Origin of the sequence: Metabacillus sp. cB07 (assembly GCF_016839225.1) — a bacterium.
Taxonomy (GTDB): domain Bacteria; phylum Bacillota; class Bacilli; order Bacillales; family Bacillaceae; genus Bacillus_P; species Bacillus_P indicus.
Window position 1 is genome coordinate 3248651 of the sequence record NZ_CP069296.1, and the last position, 14317, is coordinate 3262967.

The 14317-nt window shown below is 43.9% G+C and carries 15 protein-coding genes; 5 read left to right on the plus strand and 10 right to left on the minus strand.

Annotated features, from left to right (window positions below; all coding sequences use genetic code 11):
* Positions 1-6: 6 nt before the first annotated feature.
* The 7 genes from nikC to JOJ89_RS16690 form a co-directional block, all read right to left on the minus strand.
* Positions 7-798, minus strand: a complete 792-nt coding sequence (gene nikC, locus JOJ89_RS16660) for a nickel transporter permease (RefSeq protein WP_481825278.1) — start codon at positions 796-798, stop codon at positions 7-9.
* Between the two features lie 65 nt (positions 799-863).
* Positions 864-1808 (minus strand): nickel ABC transporter permease, encoded by a 945-nt coding sequence (nikB, locus tag JOJ89_RS16665; RefSeq protein ID WP_203288521.1) that lies wholly within the window; start codon positions 1806-1808, stop codon positions 864-866.
* Between the two features lies 1 nt (position 1809).
* Entirely contained in the window at positions 1810-3369 is a 1560-nt protein-coding gene (nikA, locus tag JOJ89_RS16670; protein ID WP_203288523.1) for a nickel ABC transporter substrate-binding protein, read from the minus strand.
* Between the two features lie 81 nt (positions 3370-3450).
* A complete protein-coding gene (locus JOJ89_RS16675; RefSeq protein ID WP_051827343.1) occupies positions 3451-4338 on the minus strand; it encodes a DMT family transporter in 888 nt (295 codons plus the stop codon).
* The gene (locus JOJ89_RS16680) at positions 4332-5594 is read right to left on the minus strand and encodes an opine metallophore biosynthesis dehydrogenase (RefSeq protein WP_203288532.1); all 1263 of its coding nucleotides are present in this window, start codon (positions 5592-5594) and stop codon (positions 4332-4334) included. Before JOJ89_RS16680 ends, JOJ89_RS16675 begins: the two co-directional genes overlap by 7 nt.
* Entirely contained in the window at positions 5591-6412 is an 822-nt protein-coding gene (locus JOJ89_RS16685) for a nicotianamine synthase family protein (protein WP_051827345.1), read from the minus strand. Before JOJ89_RS16685 ends, JOJ89_RS16680 begins: the two co-directional genes overlap by 4 nt.
* Before the next feature lie 124 nt (positions 6413-6536).
* Positions 6537-7010: an S-ribosylhomocysteine lyase gene (locus JOJ89_RS16690; protein WP_203288535.1), complete on the minus strand. Its 474-nt coding sequence runs from the start codon at positions 7008-7010 to the stop codon at positions 6537-6539.
* A gap of 140 nt (positions 7011-7150) precedes the next feature.
* On the opposite strand from JOJ89_RS16690, the gene yidD reads away from it, so the two are divergent.
* Positions 7151-7381, plus strand: a complete 231-nt coding sequence (yidD, locus tag JOJ89_RS16695; RefSeq protein WP_029278789.1) for a membrane protein insertion efficiency factor YidD — start codon at positions 7151-7153, stop codon at positions 7379-7381.
* Here yidD and JOJ89_RS16700 read toward each other — a convergent pair.
* Entirely contained in the window at positions 7369-7932 is a 564-nt protein-coding gene (locus tag JOJ89_RS16700) for a beta-class carbonic anhydrase (RefSeq protein ID WP_029278787.1), read from the minus strand. The two genes, yidD and JOJ89_RS16700, sit on opposite strands and share 13 nt — an antisense overlap.
* Positions 7933-8080: 148 nt before the next feature.
* Here JOJ89_RS16700 and JOJ89_RS16705 point away from each other — a divergent pair, with 148 nt between their 5' ends.
* A complete protein-coding gene (locus JOJ89_RS16705) occupies positions 8081-9256 on the plus strand; it encodes a GTP-binding protein (RefSeq protein WP_203290365.1) in 1176 nt (391 codons plus the stop codon).
* Positions 9257-9399: 143 nt separating this feature from the next.
* Positions 9400-10446 (plus strand): metal ABC transporter solute-binding protein, Zn/Mn family, encoded by a 1047-nt coding sequence (locus JOJ89_RS16710; protein ID WP_203288547.1) that lies wholly within the window; start codon positions 9400-9402, stop codon positions 10444-10446.
* Positions 10447-10473: 27 nt separating this feature from the next.
* Here the strand turns inward: JOJ89_RS16710 and JOJ89_RS16715 are convergent, their stop codons facing one another.
* Both JOJ89_RS16715 and JOJ89_RS16720 read right to left on the minus strand, forming a co-directional pair.
* On the minus strand, positions 10474-11394 hold the full coding sequence (locus JOJ89_RS16715) for a CobW family GTP-binding protein (protein ID WP_203288549.1): 921 nt from the start codon (positions 11392-11394) through the stop codon (positions 10474-10476).
* Between the two features lie 74 nt (positions 11395-11468).
* Positions 11469-11711, minus strand: a complete 243-nt coding sequence (locus JOJ89_RS16720; RefSeq protein WP_029566204.1) for a type B 50S ribosomal protein L31 — start codon at positions 11709-11711, stop codon at positions 11469-11471.
* Positions 11712-11881: 170 nt separating this feature from the next.
* Here JOJ89_RS16720 and JOJ89_RS16725 point away from each other — a divergent pair, with 170 nt between their 5' ends.
* Together JOJ89_RS16725 and JOJ89_RS16730 are read left to right on the plus strand one after the other, a co-directional pair.
* Entirely contained in the window at positions 11882-13228 is a 1347-nt protein-coding gene (locus JOJ89_RS16725; RefSeq protein WP_029278778.1) for a cytochrome ubiquinol oxidase subunit I, read from the plus strand.
* Positions 13229-13255: 27 nt separating this feature from the next.
* A complete protein-coding gene (locus tag JOJ89_RS16730) occupies positions 13256-14299 on the plus strand; it encodes a cytochrome d ubiquinol oxidase subunit II (protein WP_029278776.1) in 1044 nt (347 codons plus the stop codon).
* Positions 14300-14317 lie beyond the last annotated feature (18 nt).

Below are 14317 nucleotides of genomic sequence, written 5' to 3' on the forward strand. Positions count from 1 at the left end.
CCGGACCTACCTGCTTTTTACATCGAGCCGGTCTCTCAGGCCTTCCCCTATTAAGTTGCATGATAAAACAACCAGAAAGATGGCAAAACCGGGATAAATCATCAATTCCGGGTACGTTTGAAAATAAGGCCTGCCGTCATTCAGCATGGCTCCCCATTCAGGGTTAGGGGGCTGTGCACCGAGACCTATGTAAGATAGGGATGAGATAATCAAAATCACTTTCCCGATATCCAGTGCTGCGAGTATGAGAACCGGCGACAGAATGTGAGGCAGTATATGCCTTCTAAGAATCTTCAAGTCAGAGCATCCTCCAACCTTTGCGGCAAGAATGTACTCTTTTTCCTTTTCCGAAATCACAATGCCTCTTACTAAACGGGTGTAGGTGATCCATTTCACTGCGACAACAGCAATCATTAAATTTGTAAGACTTGGACCCATAAAACCTGCAATGGCAATCGCCAGAATAAATTCCGGCAAAGCAAGAAGCCCGTCTGCCGTTCTCATGAGAAAAGCATCAAACTTTCCCCCTGCATACCCCGACAGAAGACCGAGAGGAAGACCTATACAGAGAACACTTGCCACAACAAGCGCTGTGATGCCGAGAGTTGCTTTTGCCCCTACCATCAATCTTGTAAAAATGCACCTGCCAAGATTATCTGTTCCAAGAGGGTATTGCAGACTTGGAGAAGCAAACCGTTCCCCCATATTTGCCGTATAAGGATCATTTGAAACAAGAAGCGGGCCCGCAATTGAAAGAACGGCAATAAAGACAAGCAAAGCTGCTCCTGTTACAATCATTAATCTGCCTGAAAAAATGGTTCGCTTCAGATGGCGGACGTTCTTTTTCACCTGTGGAAAAGGATTCATTTCGATGCCTCCTTTCCTTTTCTGATTCGGGGATCAATGAGAAAATACGAAAGATCTGTCATCAGATTCATCGCTACAACAAAAACGCCTGTCAGTAATACATATCCCTGTATGACAGGGTAATCACGGGCAAAAATAGCGTCGACCGCCATACTTCCAAGCCCTGGCCAGGAAAATAAAATCTCAATAACGACCGCTCCCCCAAGAAGACTTCCCATACTCAGGCCAAGCACCGTCATGACAGGCAAAAGAGCAGCCCGGATAGCATGAATCCACAGAATGCGCCATTCTTTCACCCCTCTTGCTCTTGCTGCCCGGACGTAATCTTGGGAATAGCTTTCCATTAAACCCGAGCGCAATAATCTTGCATAAACAGCTGCCAGTGAAAACCCTAATGCAAATGAGGGCAAAATGGATTGAGACCACTCTCCAAATCCATTCGAAGGCAGCAGCTGAAGCTTAAAAGCGAAAACGTAAATAAGCATCAGTCCCAGCCAGAAGCTTGGAATTGATGCTCCAATCAGTGCAAGCACTCTGCTGAGGTGATCCGGCCATTTCCCCGGAAACCTCCCTGCTGCAATACCAAGCGGAAGAGCGATGGCAGCCATGACGAGCAATGCTCCCCCTGCAAGCTCCAACGTGATTGGCAAGCGCTTCATCAGTTCGTCCCAGACTGGATTACCGCTCATGTAGGATTTTCCAAGATCAAGCTGAAGCAGCCCAAACATCCACTTTCCGTACTGAACATATAGAGGCTGATCAAAGCCGAGCTCTTTTCTTAGCTCAGCCTGGTCAGCATCTGTTACCATCATTTCATCAGCGTTTAATATCAGCATTACCGGATCGCCAGAAGCAAGCTTCATCAGTCCGAATGTAAAAACAGACAAAATGAAGATGACGAGAACCAGCTGAATCACACGCTGTTTTATAAGAGGAAGCATGTTACTTCACATCCATTGTATGAGTTAGGATATAATACTCCTCAGCTGTAGGATTAAAGTTTTGAACCCGCTTGTTCACCCCTACAAGAATGTTTGGATAAACGGCATAGCTGTGTGCGAATTCTTTGTTGATGATTCCTGCTGCATCCCTTGTCAGCTGTGTTCTTTTATCTAAATCGTTGGTTGTATTCAGTTCTTTGATCAGTTCATTCAGTTCCGGGATTGAAATTTTGCCTACGTTTAAAGCACCTGTTTTCGTAAAGGCTGTATTCAGGAAGTAGCTCCCATCTCCCCGGGGAGACGTATTGTTGCTGTATGTAGCAAGATCCCAGTCTTTATTTTCAACAAGGTGTGTATCTGCATTTTCAACATTTTTAATTTCGATATCAATTCCTGCTTTTGCTGCATCTGACTGCAGAAGCTGTGCGATAAGCGGAAGTTCCGGACGTGCTTTATACGTAATGAGTTCAAGCTTGAGGGGCTGTCCGTCTTTTTCCATTTTCCCCTGGCCATTCTCTTTGTAGCCTGCTTCAGCAAGCAGTTCTTTGGCTTTATCAACATTCACTGCTTTCACTTCATCCTTTATACCAAATGGAAGGGTGCTGTTGAACGGGCCATTTGCAGGAATCCCGTGTCCAAGCATAATGTCTTCTGCTGCGCTCTTGCGGTCAAGGAGCAAGTCAAGGGCTTCTCTTACCTTAACATCTGACACTTTAGGGCTTTGCTGATTGTATAAAATAAAATGGGCTCTAAGGCCAGGTACAGATTCAACCTTCAGTTCTTTATCTTTTTCGATTGGCTCGATGCCTTCTGCCGGAATGTTGTAAACGACATCTGCTTCTTTAGATTGAAAAGCAAGTGATCTTACGTTGGCATCTTCATTAAATTTAATGACAGCTTCACTGACCTTAGGCTCTCCTGCCCAATAGCCGCTGAATTTTTCAACCTGTACTTCTTGATTTGAAATGAATGTTTTGACTTTAAACGGACCTGTACCAACTGGGGCATTGTTAAACTCTTCTTCGCCCATCTCTTTTTCAGCTTCTGTGTTTACAATCGATGTATACGGGTTAACAAGCTCGGAAGGAAGAGCAGGATATGGTTCTGTGGTTGTAATAGAAAGCGTTTGTCCGTCTGCTTCCATTGATTGTATTTTCAGCGAATCTCCAAGTGATTCGTTAACAGCAGCACTTCTCTCCAGAGAAGCCTTGACTGCCGCAGCATCAAGTTTTTTTCCGTCCTGAAATTTAACCTCATCACGGATTGTGAATGTCCAGTTCACATTATCTTCTGTCTCCCATTTTTCAGCGAGCCAGCCTTCGATCTTAGAATTTTCGTCAAGCTTTAGAAGCGTCTCTGTCACTCCTGCACGGATTGGGGTAAATCCAGTGTGAGGATCCATGTTCGGCGACTTAAAGCTGAAGATCATTGATACCTTCTTATCCTTTTCTTCTTTTTCAGGATCAGCTTGGCTATTTTCAGCAGAACATCCTGCAGCTGCAAGAATAAATAAGCCTATTAAAATAGCAATCAAGCTTTTTGAACCACTAAACGATTTCATCACATCTACCACCCTTGAGTATTTTAATTCGTAATAATTACGATTTACATTAGTAAATATTACTAGCTTCTTGAACAACGGTCAATGCACATTTTTTAAAACAGAAGACGCGCGCCCCTGCACCACAGCCGTTCTTCTTTTCATCATAGACAGCAGAACACATGAAGCAACAATCAAGATACCGCCTGAAATGGTGAGTGCATCAGGTATCTCTGACCAGAATAAAAAGCCCCACAATGCATTGAAGACAATTCCTATATACCTGGTCATTTCCACAACAACAATATTTTCATGGGTGAAAGCTTTCGTCAGGAAAATTTGGCCAAGAAGGGACACAACACCAATGCAAATCAAGTAAAAGCCTTCAATCAGTGACGGCACGACAAATTCGTTCCACATGAGCGGAATGGAAAGAAACGTTCCTGTTGCGAGAAAATAAAAAACAATTTCATAAGACGGATGTGTTTTGCTCAGATACCGAATAGATGTTGCTGCTCCTGCAGCAAACAGGGCACTTAATACTCCGACAAGAGCATACACCGAGAAAGACGAGAATTGGAACGGCTTAATCAAGAGTATTCCTCCAAGAAAAACAAGGGGAAGAACATAAAAGGTTGATTTTGAGACCTTTTCCTTTAAAAAAACCGCTGAGAGGAAAAAGACGAAAATAGTTGATAAGTGTGCAAGAATACTTGCATCAGCAAGCGGTATTTTTGAAATGGTAAAAAAGTAAGCATATAGATACAATGCACCGAGCATTCCTCTTAAAAAGAGCATGGGCACGCCCTTTTTTGAAAAGGCGGTTTTGCTTTGCCTCATCATCACAAAAATGATGACAGTGCCGATCAAGCTTCTGAAAAACATGATTTCTGAAGCAGGAATATTCAGGCTGACCGCTTTAACAAGGGCATTCATCACACTGAAAACGAGTGAGGATAAAACCGCAAGCAAGACCCCATTCTTCAGCATGTTTCTTCCCTCGCTTCAGGAATATAATTTTCAAACGAAGCGTGATGTGTTTGGCTGAACCGTGCCGCTTCCTCTTCAAACGCCCTTAGCAATGAATGAGCCACAGGCATAGAAATGCCTGCCTTAACAGCAAGTTCAGTCACCAGTTTCAGCTTATGGTAATCTTCAAGCGGAACTCTTGGAAGCACCCATTTTCCTGACCTCGCCCGCTTTACCTGGGCAAACGGCACCTTTGAAAAATCAAAGTACGTTCCATTCTCATCTGGAGCGGAAAAAGGGTCAATTAAAATAGACGTGTATCTGATGTACAGCAAATATTCCTGCTTCTCCGGACTAAACGTCGGGAACTGGCAGATATCATTTCTTGAGAGCGTGTATTTGTGTACTGGATAGTTATCATCATTTAAAAATTCCAAAAGGTTAATAGGCTTTGCTCCCAAACAGGAAGCAACTTCGGAAAGCTCTTTCCAAAGACCGTTCATAGCCTTTATCGCGTGCTGGCTAATTGGCCCTTCCGGATATAGCTTGTACATGGATTTAACAGACTTGTCTTCTCTCAAAATCTCTCTCAACGCAACAGGGTTCATGAATAATGGCGGATGAACATAGGTTGTTATGCTTCTTGCCTCGGCTTCAACTGCTGATGAAAGAATTTCCGCTTCAGGACCGATACTTCTTATAAAGTCAGCCAGGACATGAGCAAAGCTGCTGTTTTTGTATCGGGACCCCACATAGACTTTTTTCTTCACAGCTTTTGTGTAAGCTGTGAACGGGTCTTCTGCTGGAAGCTTTGTCGCTGCATAATATGCAGACAGGCTGATAACCTCTATATCTAATGCCAGCTGCTCGATGATTGTTGAAGCAGAGCCGATTCCCGGAGAAAGAAGAACCACTCGTTTTGCCCTTTTCAGATTCTTTAGGTTTAACTCTTTTAAAACTTCAATGTATGTATGGCTTGGCGTGCATAGGATAATCGTCTCCCACAAATCGTTCACTTCACTTAAAGATGGGTAAAAATAATGAATGGCGGTTTTTCCATTCAAATTTTGATCTAAGTGGGGAGCAAATAAGGAGGACACTTCAAATCCATTTCGTTCAAAGTATTCCTGAAGCTGTTCAGAATGTTCCCCGGCCCGGTTGGCTAAGCCCAATTTATTTGAGTACCCTCCTTTTCCAGCTTGGACCGCAGCGGCAAAGGCTGCCGGTCCAGCCCCCGCAATCAGCGTGTTCCCAAAAGAATTCGATTTAAAGGTCATGAATATTCGACTTCCTTTCCTGTCAATGCCTCCACTTTTTTTGTCAGAATCAGCGTATTGTAGAAACGTTTATCCTGGTAAACCGTTTCAGTTTTCCAAACAGACTCCGGCGAATCATAATAGGGATAGTTAAAAAGAGATTTCAGGCCATTTCCATACCGCAGAACAACTTTGGCTCCACACGGAAGAAGGGATGCAAGCTGCTCAATAATGGCCTTTTTCTCTTCCACAAGGGAAGCAATTACGACATGCGTGGCTCTTTTGATGGCAGGCAGTTTTGAAACCGGCTCGCTTGTAAACCGAACATTCTCTTTTAGACCAGACAGACAGGCGATATCCCTGCCCATTGCCACAGCTTCTTCATCAATATCCAGGCATGTCAGACGAGCTCCTGTTTCTTTGGCAATGGTTAGCGCAGAAAGAGGAAACGCACCTGACCCTATAAAGAAAACCTCTGATGTCCCTGAGATTCCGCACTTGACAGCATCCTCTTTTACAGCAGAGGAAAGAGCTGAAAAATAGCCTGACATATCGGCATTGCTCCTCGACGTGCAGACAGATTGATGTTTTTCCAGGGCAGCTACCGCAGCGGAAGATGTTTCTCTCAGAAGGCTGGCATATTTTCTGATCTCCTTATCACTTTCCCATAAACGCCATTGTTTTTCGTTTTTATCATCCATGACAAATGCAGAAAGTTCGTCCAGTTTTTCTGTCAGCATTTCACAGCACGGGCTGCTTTTTTTAATAAAGGCCGATAGCTCTGCTATTTCGTGCAAAAGCATTTTTATGGACACTAAAAACGTATACTTGTCTTCCAAACTACCTCTCCTCAAAACGTAATAATTACGATTTGAAGTGTATCATTCCCTTCTTTCCACCGTCAATCAGGTAAAAAGGCTCAAAAAAACAGCGCCCCGCATCGCAAGGCACTGTTCTCTGTTCTTATCCAAAAACTTTAGCAAGGTCTTCTTTATCCTGATCAAGCCAGAAACGCATGAGGCGCTTGGCTCCTTCTAAATCATGAAGTTTAGCCTGGCCGCACTGCTTTTCGTTGGCTGCAGGAATTTCAGTAATTTCGACGGCATCTTTTAATGTATCTTCTAAAAGATCGATAATTTCTTCAACCTTCGGCTCGCCGCTTACTACCAGGTAGTAGCCGGTCTGACAGCCCATTGGCGAGATGTCGATAATATCAAAGTGATCGTACTTTTCTGCATGCGTGCGGATATTGAATGCAAGCAAATGCTCAAGTGTGTGGATCACATCCGGCTTCATCGCCTGCTTATTCGGCTGGCAGAAGCGGATATCAAATTTATTAACAAGTCCGTCTGTTCCTACTTTATGAACGCCGCAATGTCTGACATACGGTGCAACCACTGCATTATGATCAAGGTCAAAGCTTTCAACTGATGGCATAGTACCACTCCTTTATTACGTCTCTTTTCATCATACAATTAATTCCGATAAAATTCATCACTTTTGTCTGAATAAGTGTTTCCAATTTTAACTTTTTCTCTCTTGCAGTATACTTAAGGCATACAGAGAGGTGATCAAAAATGAAACAGCTGTTTATCGCACTGATCCGCTTTTATCAGAAATTCCTGTCGCCGCTGAAACCCCCGTCCTGCCGTTTCTATCCGACCTGCTCCCATTACGGGCTAGAATCCGTCAAACGGTTTGGGGCTTTAAAAGGCGGTTATCTGACCGTAAAGAGAATCCTTAAGTGCCATCCTTTTCATCCCGGGGGCTTTGATCCGGTTCCGGAAAAAAAGGATCAGACTCCGTAGCCGTCCACTACTAAATCAAGCTTTCCTGTAGACGGATCTATCACAAGACCGTGTACAGGAACATCACCCGGAAGCAATGGGTGATTGCGGATAACGTCTACACTGTGTTTTACACTGTCTTCGACTTTATTAAACCCTTTCAGCCAATCATCAAGCTGAATTCCTGAATAACGGAGCGTATCAATTTTATCCTGGGTAATTCCCCGGTTTTTTGCTTTTTCAAGAAATGACTCCGGATTCAGGGCACTCATGCCGCAGTCATGGTGTCCGACAACGCATACTTCGTCTGCGCCAAGCTCCATAACAGCTACAAGAATACTTCTCATTATGCTTCCAAACGGATGGGCAACAATGGCACCGGCACTTTTGACAATTTTAACATCACCGTTCTTGACGTTCATTGCCTGCGGAAGAAGCTCGACAAGTCTTGTATCCATACAAGTTAAAATGACCATTTTTTTGTCAGGAAATTTTGTCGTCTGATATTTTTCGTAGTCTTTCTTCTCTACAAACTGGGAATTGTGTTCAATAATTTCTTCTAACAATCTCATCTGCTATTCTCCTTATAAAGTGGTATAGTTTGGCTGCATGTAATAGGCAGCTTTTTATTTACTATATCATAACACTTGTTTTTTAGGCGCGTTTTACTATATGATGTAAATCGTAATAATTACTATTTAAAAAAGCTGGAGGATTATGATGAGCAAACAAATTCCCGTTACGGTTTTAAGCGGATACCTTGGAGCCGGAAAAACGACCCTTTTAAAGCACATTCTTGAGAACAAAGAAAACAGGCGGATTGCCGTGATTGTCAATGATATGAGCGAAATCAACATTGACGGCAGCCTGATTAAAAATAGCGTCAGCCGTACAGAAGAAAAACTGGTGGAAATGCAAAACGGCTGCATATGCTGTACGCTGCGCGAGGATCTGATGATTGAAGTCGAACGTCTGGTGAAGGAAGGAAACATCGACTATATCGTTATCGAATCATCCGGCATCAGCGAACCGGTGCCTGTTGCCCAGACATTTACCTATATTGATGAAGAGGTAGGCATTGATCTTTCTGCCTTCTGCCGCTTAGATACAATGGTAACGGTTGTGGACGGGAACCGCTTCTGGGAGGATTTCTCTTCTGGTGAAAATCTTCTGGACCGGAAACAGGGAACAGATGAAAGCGATACAAGAGAAGTCATTGACCTGCTGATTGACCAGATCGAATTTGCTGACGTTCTACTCCTGAACAAAACTGATTTACTCGAAGAAGAGGATGTAAATGAACTATATGGTGTACTGAGAAAATTAAATCCGGATGCAAAGATTATTAAAACCGCCTTCAGCCATGTACCGCTGGCTGAAATTATGGACACAAACAGCTTTGATTTTGAAAAAGCAAGCCAGTCCGCCGGCTGGATCAAGGAACTCAATGAAGAGCATGTGCCGGAGACAGAGGAATACGGCATTTCTTCCTTTGTTTACAGAAGACGGAAGCCGTTTCATCCTGAGCGGTTTATGGCATGGCTTGAGAATTGGCCGCAGGATGTCGTAAGAGCGAAAGGCTTTTTCTGGCTTGCATCAAGAAATGATACATCCGGCCTTCTGTCCCAGGCAGGTACATCCATCATGATTCAGGGCGCAGGAGAATGGGTTGCCGCCTATACGGAGGAAGAGCGGATTCAAACCCTTCAGGAAGAGCCTGAGCTGCTTGAGCGCTGGGACGCGGAATTTGGAGACCGCATGACAGAACTTGTTTTCATCGGTATTGATCTTAATCGTTCTGATGTGGAAGCCTCACTTGACGAATGTCTTCTGATAGAAGAAGAAATGAAATCAGACTGGTCCTCCATGCGTGACCCGCTTCCTGCTTTTTCATAATTGTGAGAATGGTTTTTCTTTTTCCATCAGAGTATTTACGGTTCTCAAATCGTAAGTATTACGATATAATGTGATAGGAAATGATGAAACCAACGAAATATTTATATATAAGGAGCTTACAATGAGAAAAAAAAGGATTATCAATGGCACTGGCACTGCTGCTTGGAACAGCTCTTGCAGGCTGTGCAGACAGCGGAAATGAAACACCCGGAGACGATAAGGACAAGCTGAAGGTTTATACTACGATCTTCCCTGTTCAGGATTTTGCTGAAAAAATCGGAGGAGACGCTGTAGAGGTTGAAAGTGTCTATCCTGCGAATGCAGACGCCCATACATTTGAACCTTCTACAAAAGATATGGTTGCCATGGCTGAAGCGGATGCCTTTATCTACTCAGGCGTCGGACTTGAGGGATTTGCTGAAAAAGCAACTGAAACCCTGCAGTCAGAAGATGTGAAAATCATTAAAGCCGGTGAAGGAATTGAGCTTGCTGATTCCTCTCATAACGAAGAAGCGCATGATGATCATGCTCATGAGAAAGAACATGCTTCTGAAGAGGGACATGACGACCATGCTCATGAGGAAGAACATGCTTCTGAAGAGGGACATGACGACCATGCTAAAGAAGAGGAGCATGCAGCTGAAGAAGAACACGCTCATGACCATGGAGACAAAGATCCTCATATCTGGCTTGATCCAGCTCTTGCCATCCAAATGGCTGAGAACATCAAAAACGGCCTGACAGAGCTTCATCCGGAATCAAAAGAAGAATTCGAGAAGAATTTTAATTCACTTAAAGCAGACTTAGAAAAACTGGATACTGATTACAAAGAAACAATTGACGCTGCTGAAAAGAAAAAAATCTTGGTTTCTCATGCTGCGTACGGCTACTGGGAAAGTCGCTACGGCATTGAACAGATCAGCGTTTTAGGACTTTCTCCAACACAGGAGCCATCCCAAAAGCAGCTTCAGACCATCGTTGAAACAGCTAAAGAAAACAAGATCAATTATGTGATTTTTGAAAATAACGTCAACAGCAAAATCGCAGACATTGTGAAAAATGAAATTGGCGCAGAAAGCCTGACACTATCCAATCTTGAGTCCATTTCAGAAGAAGATGCTAAAAATAAAGAAGATTATTTCAGCATCATGAAGCGCAATCTTGAAACGTTAAAGACTGCTCTTCAATAAAAATCCCGGCCAGCTTGGCCGGGATTTTTATGTATGTCTTTTTACAAATAGTTTCTTTATTCTTTCTGCAGGAAGATTCTGCCCAATCAGGATCAAAACAGGCTTGTCGCTCTCAACCTTTTCTTTTGATATTACTGCTTTCCCTGCAGCATACTGCATCTCCCTCATTGTGCCTTCCACTATGAGATGCCCTTTTGCACGGATGAGGCCATCAATATCTCTCAGGATGGATTCAAGATCAGAAAGTTCCATGACCCGCGGATCCTCAATCTTAATTGTGCCAATCGTGTGATGATGGTGATGGTGCCCTCCTCCTTCACTGAGTGTAAGGGAAGAATGGCGCTGTTCAATCAGTTTTTCAAATGGTACGTTTCCATACGCTGCATCAAAGATCTCCACATCTTCCTGAACGGTTTTCCGAATTTTCTTCTTTACCTTTTCCAGTTCTTTATCCCCTGCCAGGTCTATTTTGTTCAGAATCAGAAAATCAGAAGAAATAATTTGTTCTTTCAGCAGAGAGCGGATTTCCTTCGAGCTTGAGAACATGCTCTGGTAGTCGAGGTAGTGGCTGGCATCGACAATTCCAATCATCGAACGAAGCTCATAGTCATCAAACAGTGCCGGAGAAAGAAGCACGTCTTTAATTTCAAGCGGATTCGCCACTCCTGTTCCTTCTATTAGAAGGACGTCAACAGATTGCTCCGCTTTAAACGCTTTGAGCGTCGTCACAAGGTCATCCTGAATGGTGCAGCAAATACAGCCATTTAAAAGCTCATGGACATGCTGATCTTTAAATAAATGCTTCTCTACGTTCTCATCGCCAAGTTCATTTAAAATAATGCCTACTTTTTGTCCTCTGTTTTTCAGCTCATCCGCCATCTTTACAAGAAGCGTTGTTTTGCCGCTTCCTAAAAAACCGCTTATGGTGTAAACGGGTATTTTTTTCATGTAAAAAACCTCCCTGCCACTAGATTATCATACAAAAAAGATGCCCTGGAACATGATGCTCCAGGGCTCCCTTTTTACATGTTGTATTTTTTCTTGAAGCGCTCTGCGCGTCCGTCGCGGTCTGCGAATTTCTGGCGCCCTGTGTAGAAAGGATGTGTATCAGAGCTGATTTCAATTTTGATCAGCGGATACGTATTGCCGTCTTCCCACTCTGTTGTTTCGTTTGATTTTTGAGTAGAACCGCTCAAAAATTTAAACCCGCTGTTTGTGTCCATATATACGACTTTATGATAATCCGGATGGATACCCTGTTTCATTTACAGCACTCCTTTAATCGTAATTATTACGTTTTATATGTTACCCTCTTTACGTCTTTTTGTCAACGGGTCTGCCTGCAAAGAAAGAAACATTGAAAGCATATTTTATGGAAAAATGCGGACAATAAGGAAAGATTGTTACAACCATGGGAAAGAAAGGCGGAAAACAGATGGATGATCTCGTACTTGCCAGATCCTTGTTCGGGACGACAATGGGCTTTCATATTATTTTTGCATCGCTTGGTGTAGGCCTCCCTTTAATGATTTTAATAGCAGAGCTGCTTTTTCAAAAAACGAAGGATCCTGATTATGCCGTGATGGCAAAACGCTGGACGAAAGGGCAGGCCGTGCTGCTAGGGGTTGCTATACCTACGGGAACAATCGCAGGTGTGCAGCTTGCCTTGCTGTGGCCGGGATTCATGGAAGTCATCGGGCGGGTTATGGCCCTTCCTTTTCAGATTGAAATTTATGCCTTTTTTGTGGAAGCGCTGTTTATGTCCATTTATGTGTATGCTGCTGACCGCATCTCCCCTAGAATGAGGATTGTCAGTGTATCGCTTGTTTTAATCGGAGCCGCAGCATCCGCGATTCTCATTACAAATGTCCATGCGTTTGAAGGGACTCCTGCGGGCTTCCGGATAGAAAACGGAGAGATTGTTGATGTTGATCCTTGGGCTGCGTTCTTTAACCCAAGCTTCATCGTAACGGCTGGACATGTCGTTGTTTCTGCATTTATGACGGGAGCATTTGTCATTGCTTCAATTGCTGCGTATAAAATGCTCAGAAACATGAAAAATGAAAGGCTTTATAAGTTTCACCGCAAAGCGCTCATGATGGGGCTGATTGTCGGTGGCATTTTCTCATTTTTGACCGCTTTGAACGGACACGAATCTGCTCAGATGCTGCATGAATATCAGCCTGAAAAGCTCGCTGCAGCCGAGGGGCTTTTTGAAACGCAGCGCTATGCTCCGCTTGCTGTCGGCGGATTTACAGACAGAGAAACACAGGAAGTGAAATGGGGAATTGAAATCCCGTGGGCACTCAGCTTTTTGGCAGATAACAGCTTTAAAACCGAGGTTATCGGCTTAAATGATTTTCCGGAAGAATATTGGCCTCCGCTGTTTGTCCATACCTTGTTTAATGCCATGGTAGGTATCGGCAGCCTGCTGATCCTCCTTTCCATGATCGGGTTTTTCTGGTACAAAATTCTGAAGCGGCCCCATTTTCCGAAATGGCTGCTTGTACTGTTTGTTCCATCAGGCATCCTGTCCATGCTTGCGATTGAGTTTGGCTGGATTTTCGCTTGTACAGGGAGACAGCCTTGGGTAATCTACCGCTTGCTGAAAACCGAAGATGTCGTGACAGCTTCAGGTCAGATTGGCACACTCTTTATATTGTTCACCCTTGTCTATGTCATTTTGGGACTCGCCGTGATTCTTGTCCTTGTCTATTACTTTAAACGCAATCCGGTTGAAAAAGAACTCGATAAGCCGGGAGATGGCGTCAGTGTTTATTAAAACGTTTACGAAGGAGGCGCTGCAAAGATGACAACAGATGCTCTGCTTGCCATTACGGTTGTCTGGGGATTTGTCTTTATCTATGCTGTTATGGCAACGATGGACTTTGGAGCAGGATTCTGGTCCATGGTTTACATCAATAAAGAACGGACGAATGCAACGAACATTGCCAATCGCTATTTATCGCCAACCTGGGAAGTAACGAATGTTTTTATCGTTGCGATAGTTGTCGCTCTGTTCAGTTTTTTCCCGGGGGCAACGTTCATCCTGGGCACTGTGCTTTTAATTCCGGGCAGCATTATTCTGCTGCTGCTCGCAATCCGAAGCGGCTTTCTCGTTTTTTCCCACTATTCAAAATCAGGATACGGCAAACTGCTGACGTATGTTTCCGGAATTTCAGGGTTTATTATACCGGCCATCCTCCTTCTCGTGCTCCCGATAACACACGGCGGCTTCATTGAGGTTATCGACGGTGCGCACCAACTTCAGCTGGATAAACTGTTCACAAGTCCTAATGCCTATGCATTCAGCGGGTTTGCCGTTACGAGCACGCTATTTCTTTCTTCACTCCTGCTGTCGGATTATTCAAATGTGGCGAATGAGCCTGAAGCTTATAAAGTTTACAGACGGGATGCCCTGATTGTCGGACCGCTTTCGCTTGTGATGGGCTTTCTGATCATGCTTACGCTAAGGAATGAAGCTAATTGGATCTACACAAACATGATGGAATATCTCCCATTTCTAATTGGCTCGGTAGCCATGTTTCTCATTGCCGGCGGAGCACTCTTTCTTCCTTCCCAAAAGGATAAAAGAAAGCTCGGGCGCCCAAGGCTCGCTGTAGTAGCTGTAGTCGCTCAGTATTTACTTGCAAGCTACGCATACGGACGTGCACATCTGCCTTACATGCTCTATCCGGATGTGACCATACAGGACGGCTTTACACACCCGAATACATTTCATGCCGTCTTTATCACGTACATCGTCGGATTTCTCATCCTTTTCCCTGGCTTCTTCTATTTCTGGAGGCTGTTCATGAAAGACAAACGCTATTTGGATCAAAAGGAAAGCTGAGGGTCAGTCCCGCTCCTT

Coding starts and splice junctions, on each gene's coding strand:
- nikC (WP_481825278.1), bottom strand. CDS start 798: ATGATTGTAACAGGAGCAGCTTTGCTTGTCTTTATTGCCGTTCTTTCA.
- nikB (WP_203288521.1), bottom strand. CDS start 1,808: ATGCTTCCTCTTATAAAACAGCGTGTGATTCAGCTGGTTCTCGTCATC.
- nikA (WP_203288523.1), bottom strand. CDS start 3,369: ATGAAATCGTTTAGTGGTTCAAAAAGCTTGATTGCTATTTTAATAGGC.
- JOJ89_RS16675 (WP_051827343.1), bottom strand. CDS start 4,338: ATGCTGAAGAATGGGGTCTTGCTTGCGGTTTTATCCTCACTCGTTTTC.
- JOJ89_RS16680 (WP_203288532.1), bottom strand. CDS start 5,594: ATGACCTTTAAATCGAATTCTTTTGGGAACACGCTGATTGCGGGGGCT.
- JOJ89_RS16690 (WP_203288535.1), bottom strand. CDS start 7,010: ATGCCATCAGTTGAAAGCTTTGACCTTGATCATAATGCAGTGGTTGCA.
- yidD (WP_029278789.1), top strand. CDS start 7,151: ATGAAACAGCTGTTTATCGCACTGATCCGCTTTTATCAGAAATTCCTG.
- JOJ89_RS16700 (WP_029278787.1), bottom strand. CDS start 7,932: ATGAGATTGTTAGAAGAAATTATTGAACACAATTCCCAGTTTGTAGAG.
- JOJ89_RS16705 (WP_203290365.1), top strand. CDS start 8,081: ATGAGCAAACAAATTCCCGTTACGGTTTTAAGCGGATACCTTGGAGCC.
- JOJ89_RS16710 (WP_203288547.1), top strand. CDS start 9,400: ATGGCACTGGCACTGCTGCTTGGAACAGCTCTTGCAGGCTGTGCAGAC.
- JOJ89_RS16715 (WP_203288549.1), bottom strand. CDS start 11,394: ATGAAAAAAATACCCGTTTACACCATAAGCGGTTTTTTAGGAAGCGGC.
- JOJ89_RS16720 (WP_029566204.1), bottom strand. CDS start 11,711: ATGAAACAGGGTATCCATCCGGATTATCATAAAGTCGTATATATGGAC.
- JOJ89_RS16725 (WP_029278778.1), top strand. CDS start 11,882: ATGGATGATCTCGTACTTGCCAGATCCTTGTTCGGGACGACAATGGGC.
- JOJ89_RS16730 (WP_029278776.1), top strand. CDS start 13,256: ATGACAACAGATGCTCTGCTTGCCATTACGGTTGTCTGGGGATTTGTC.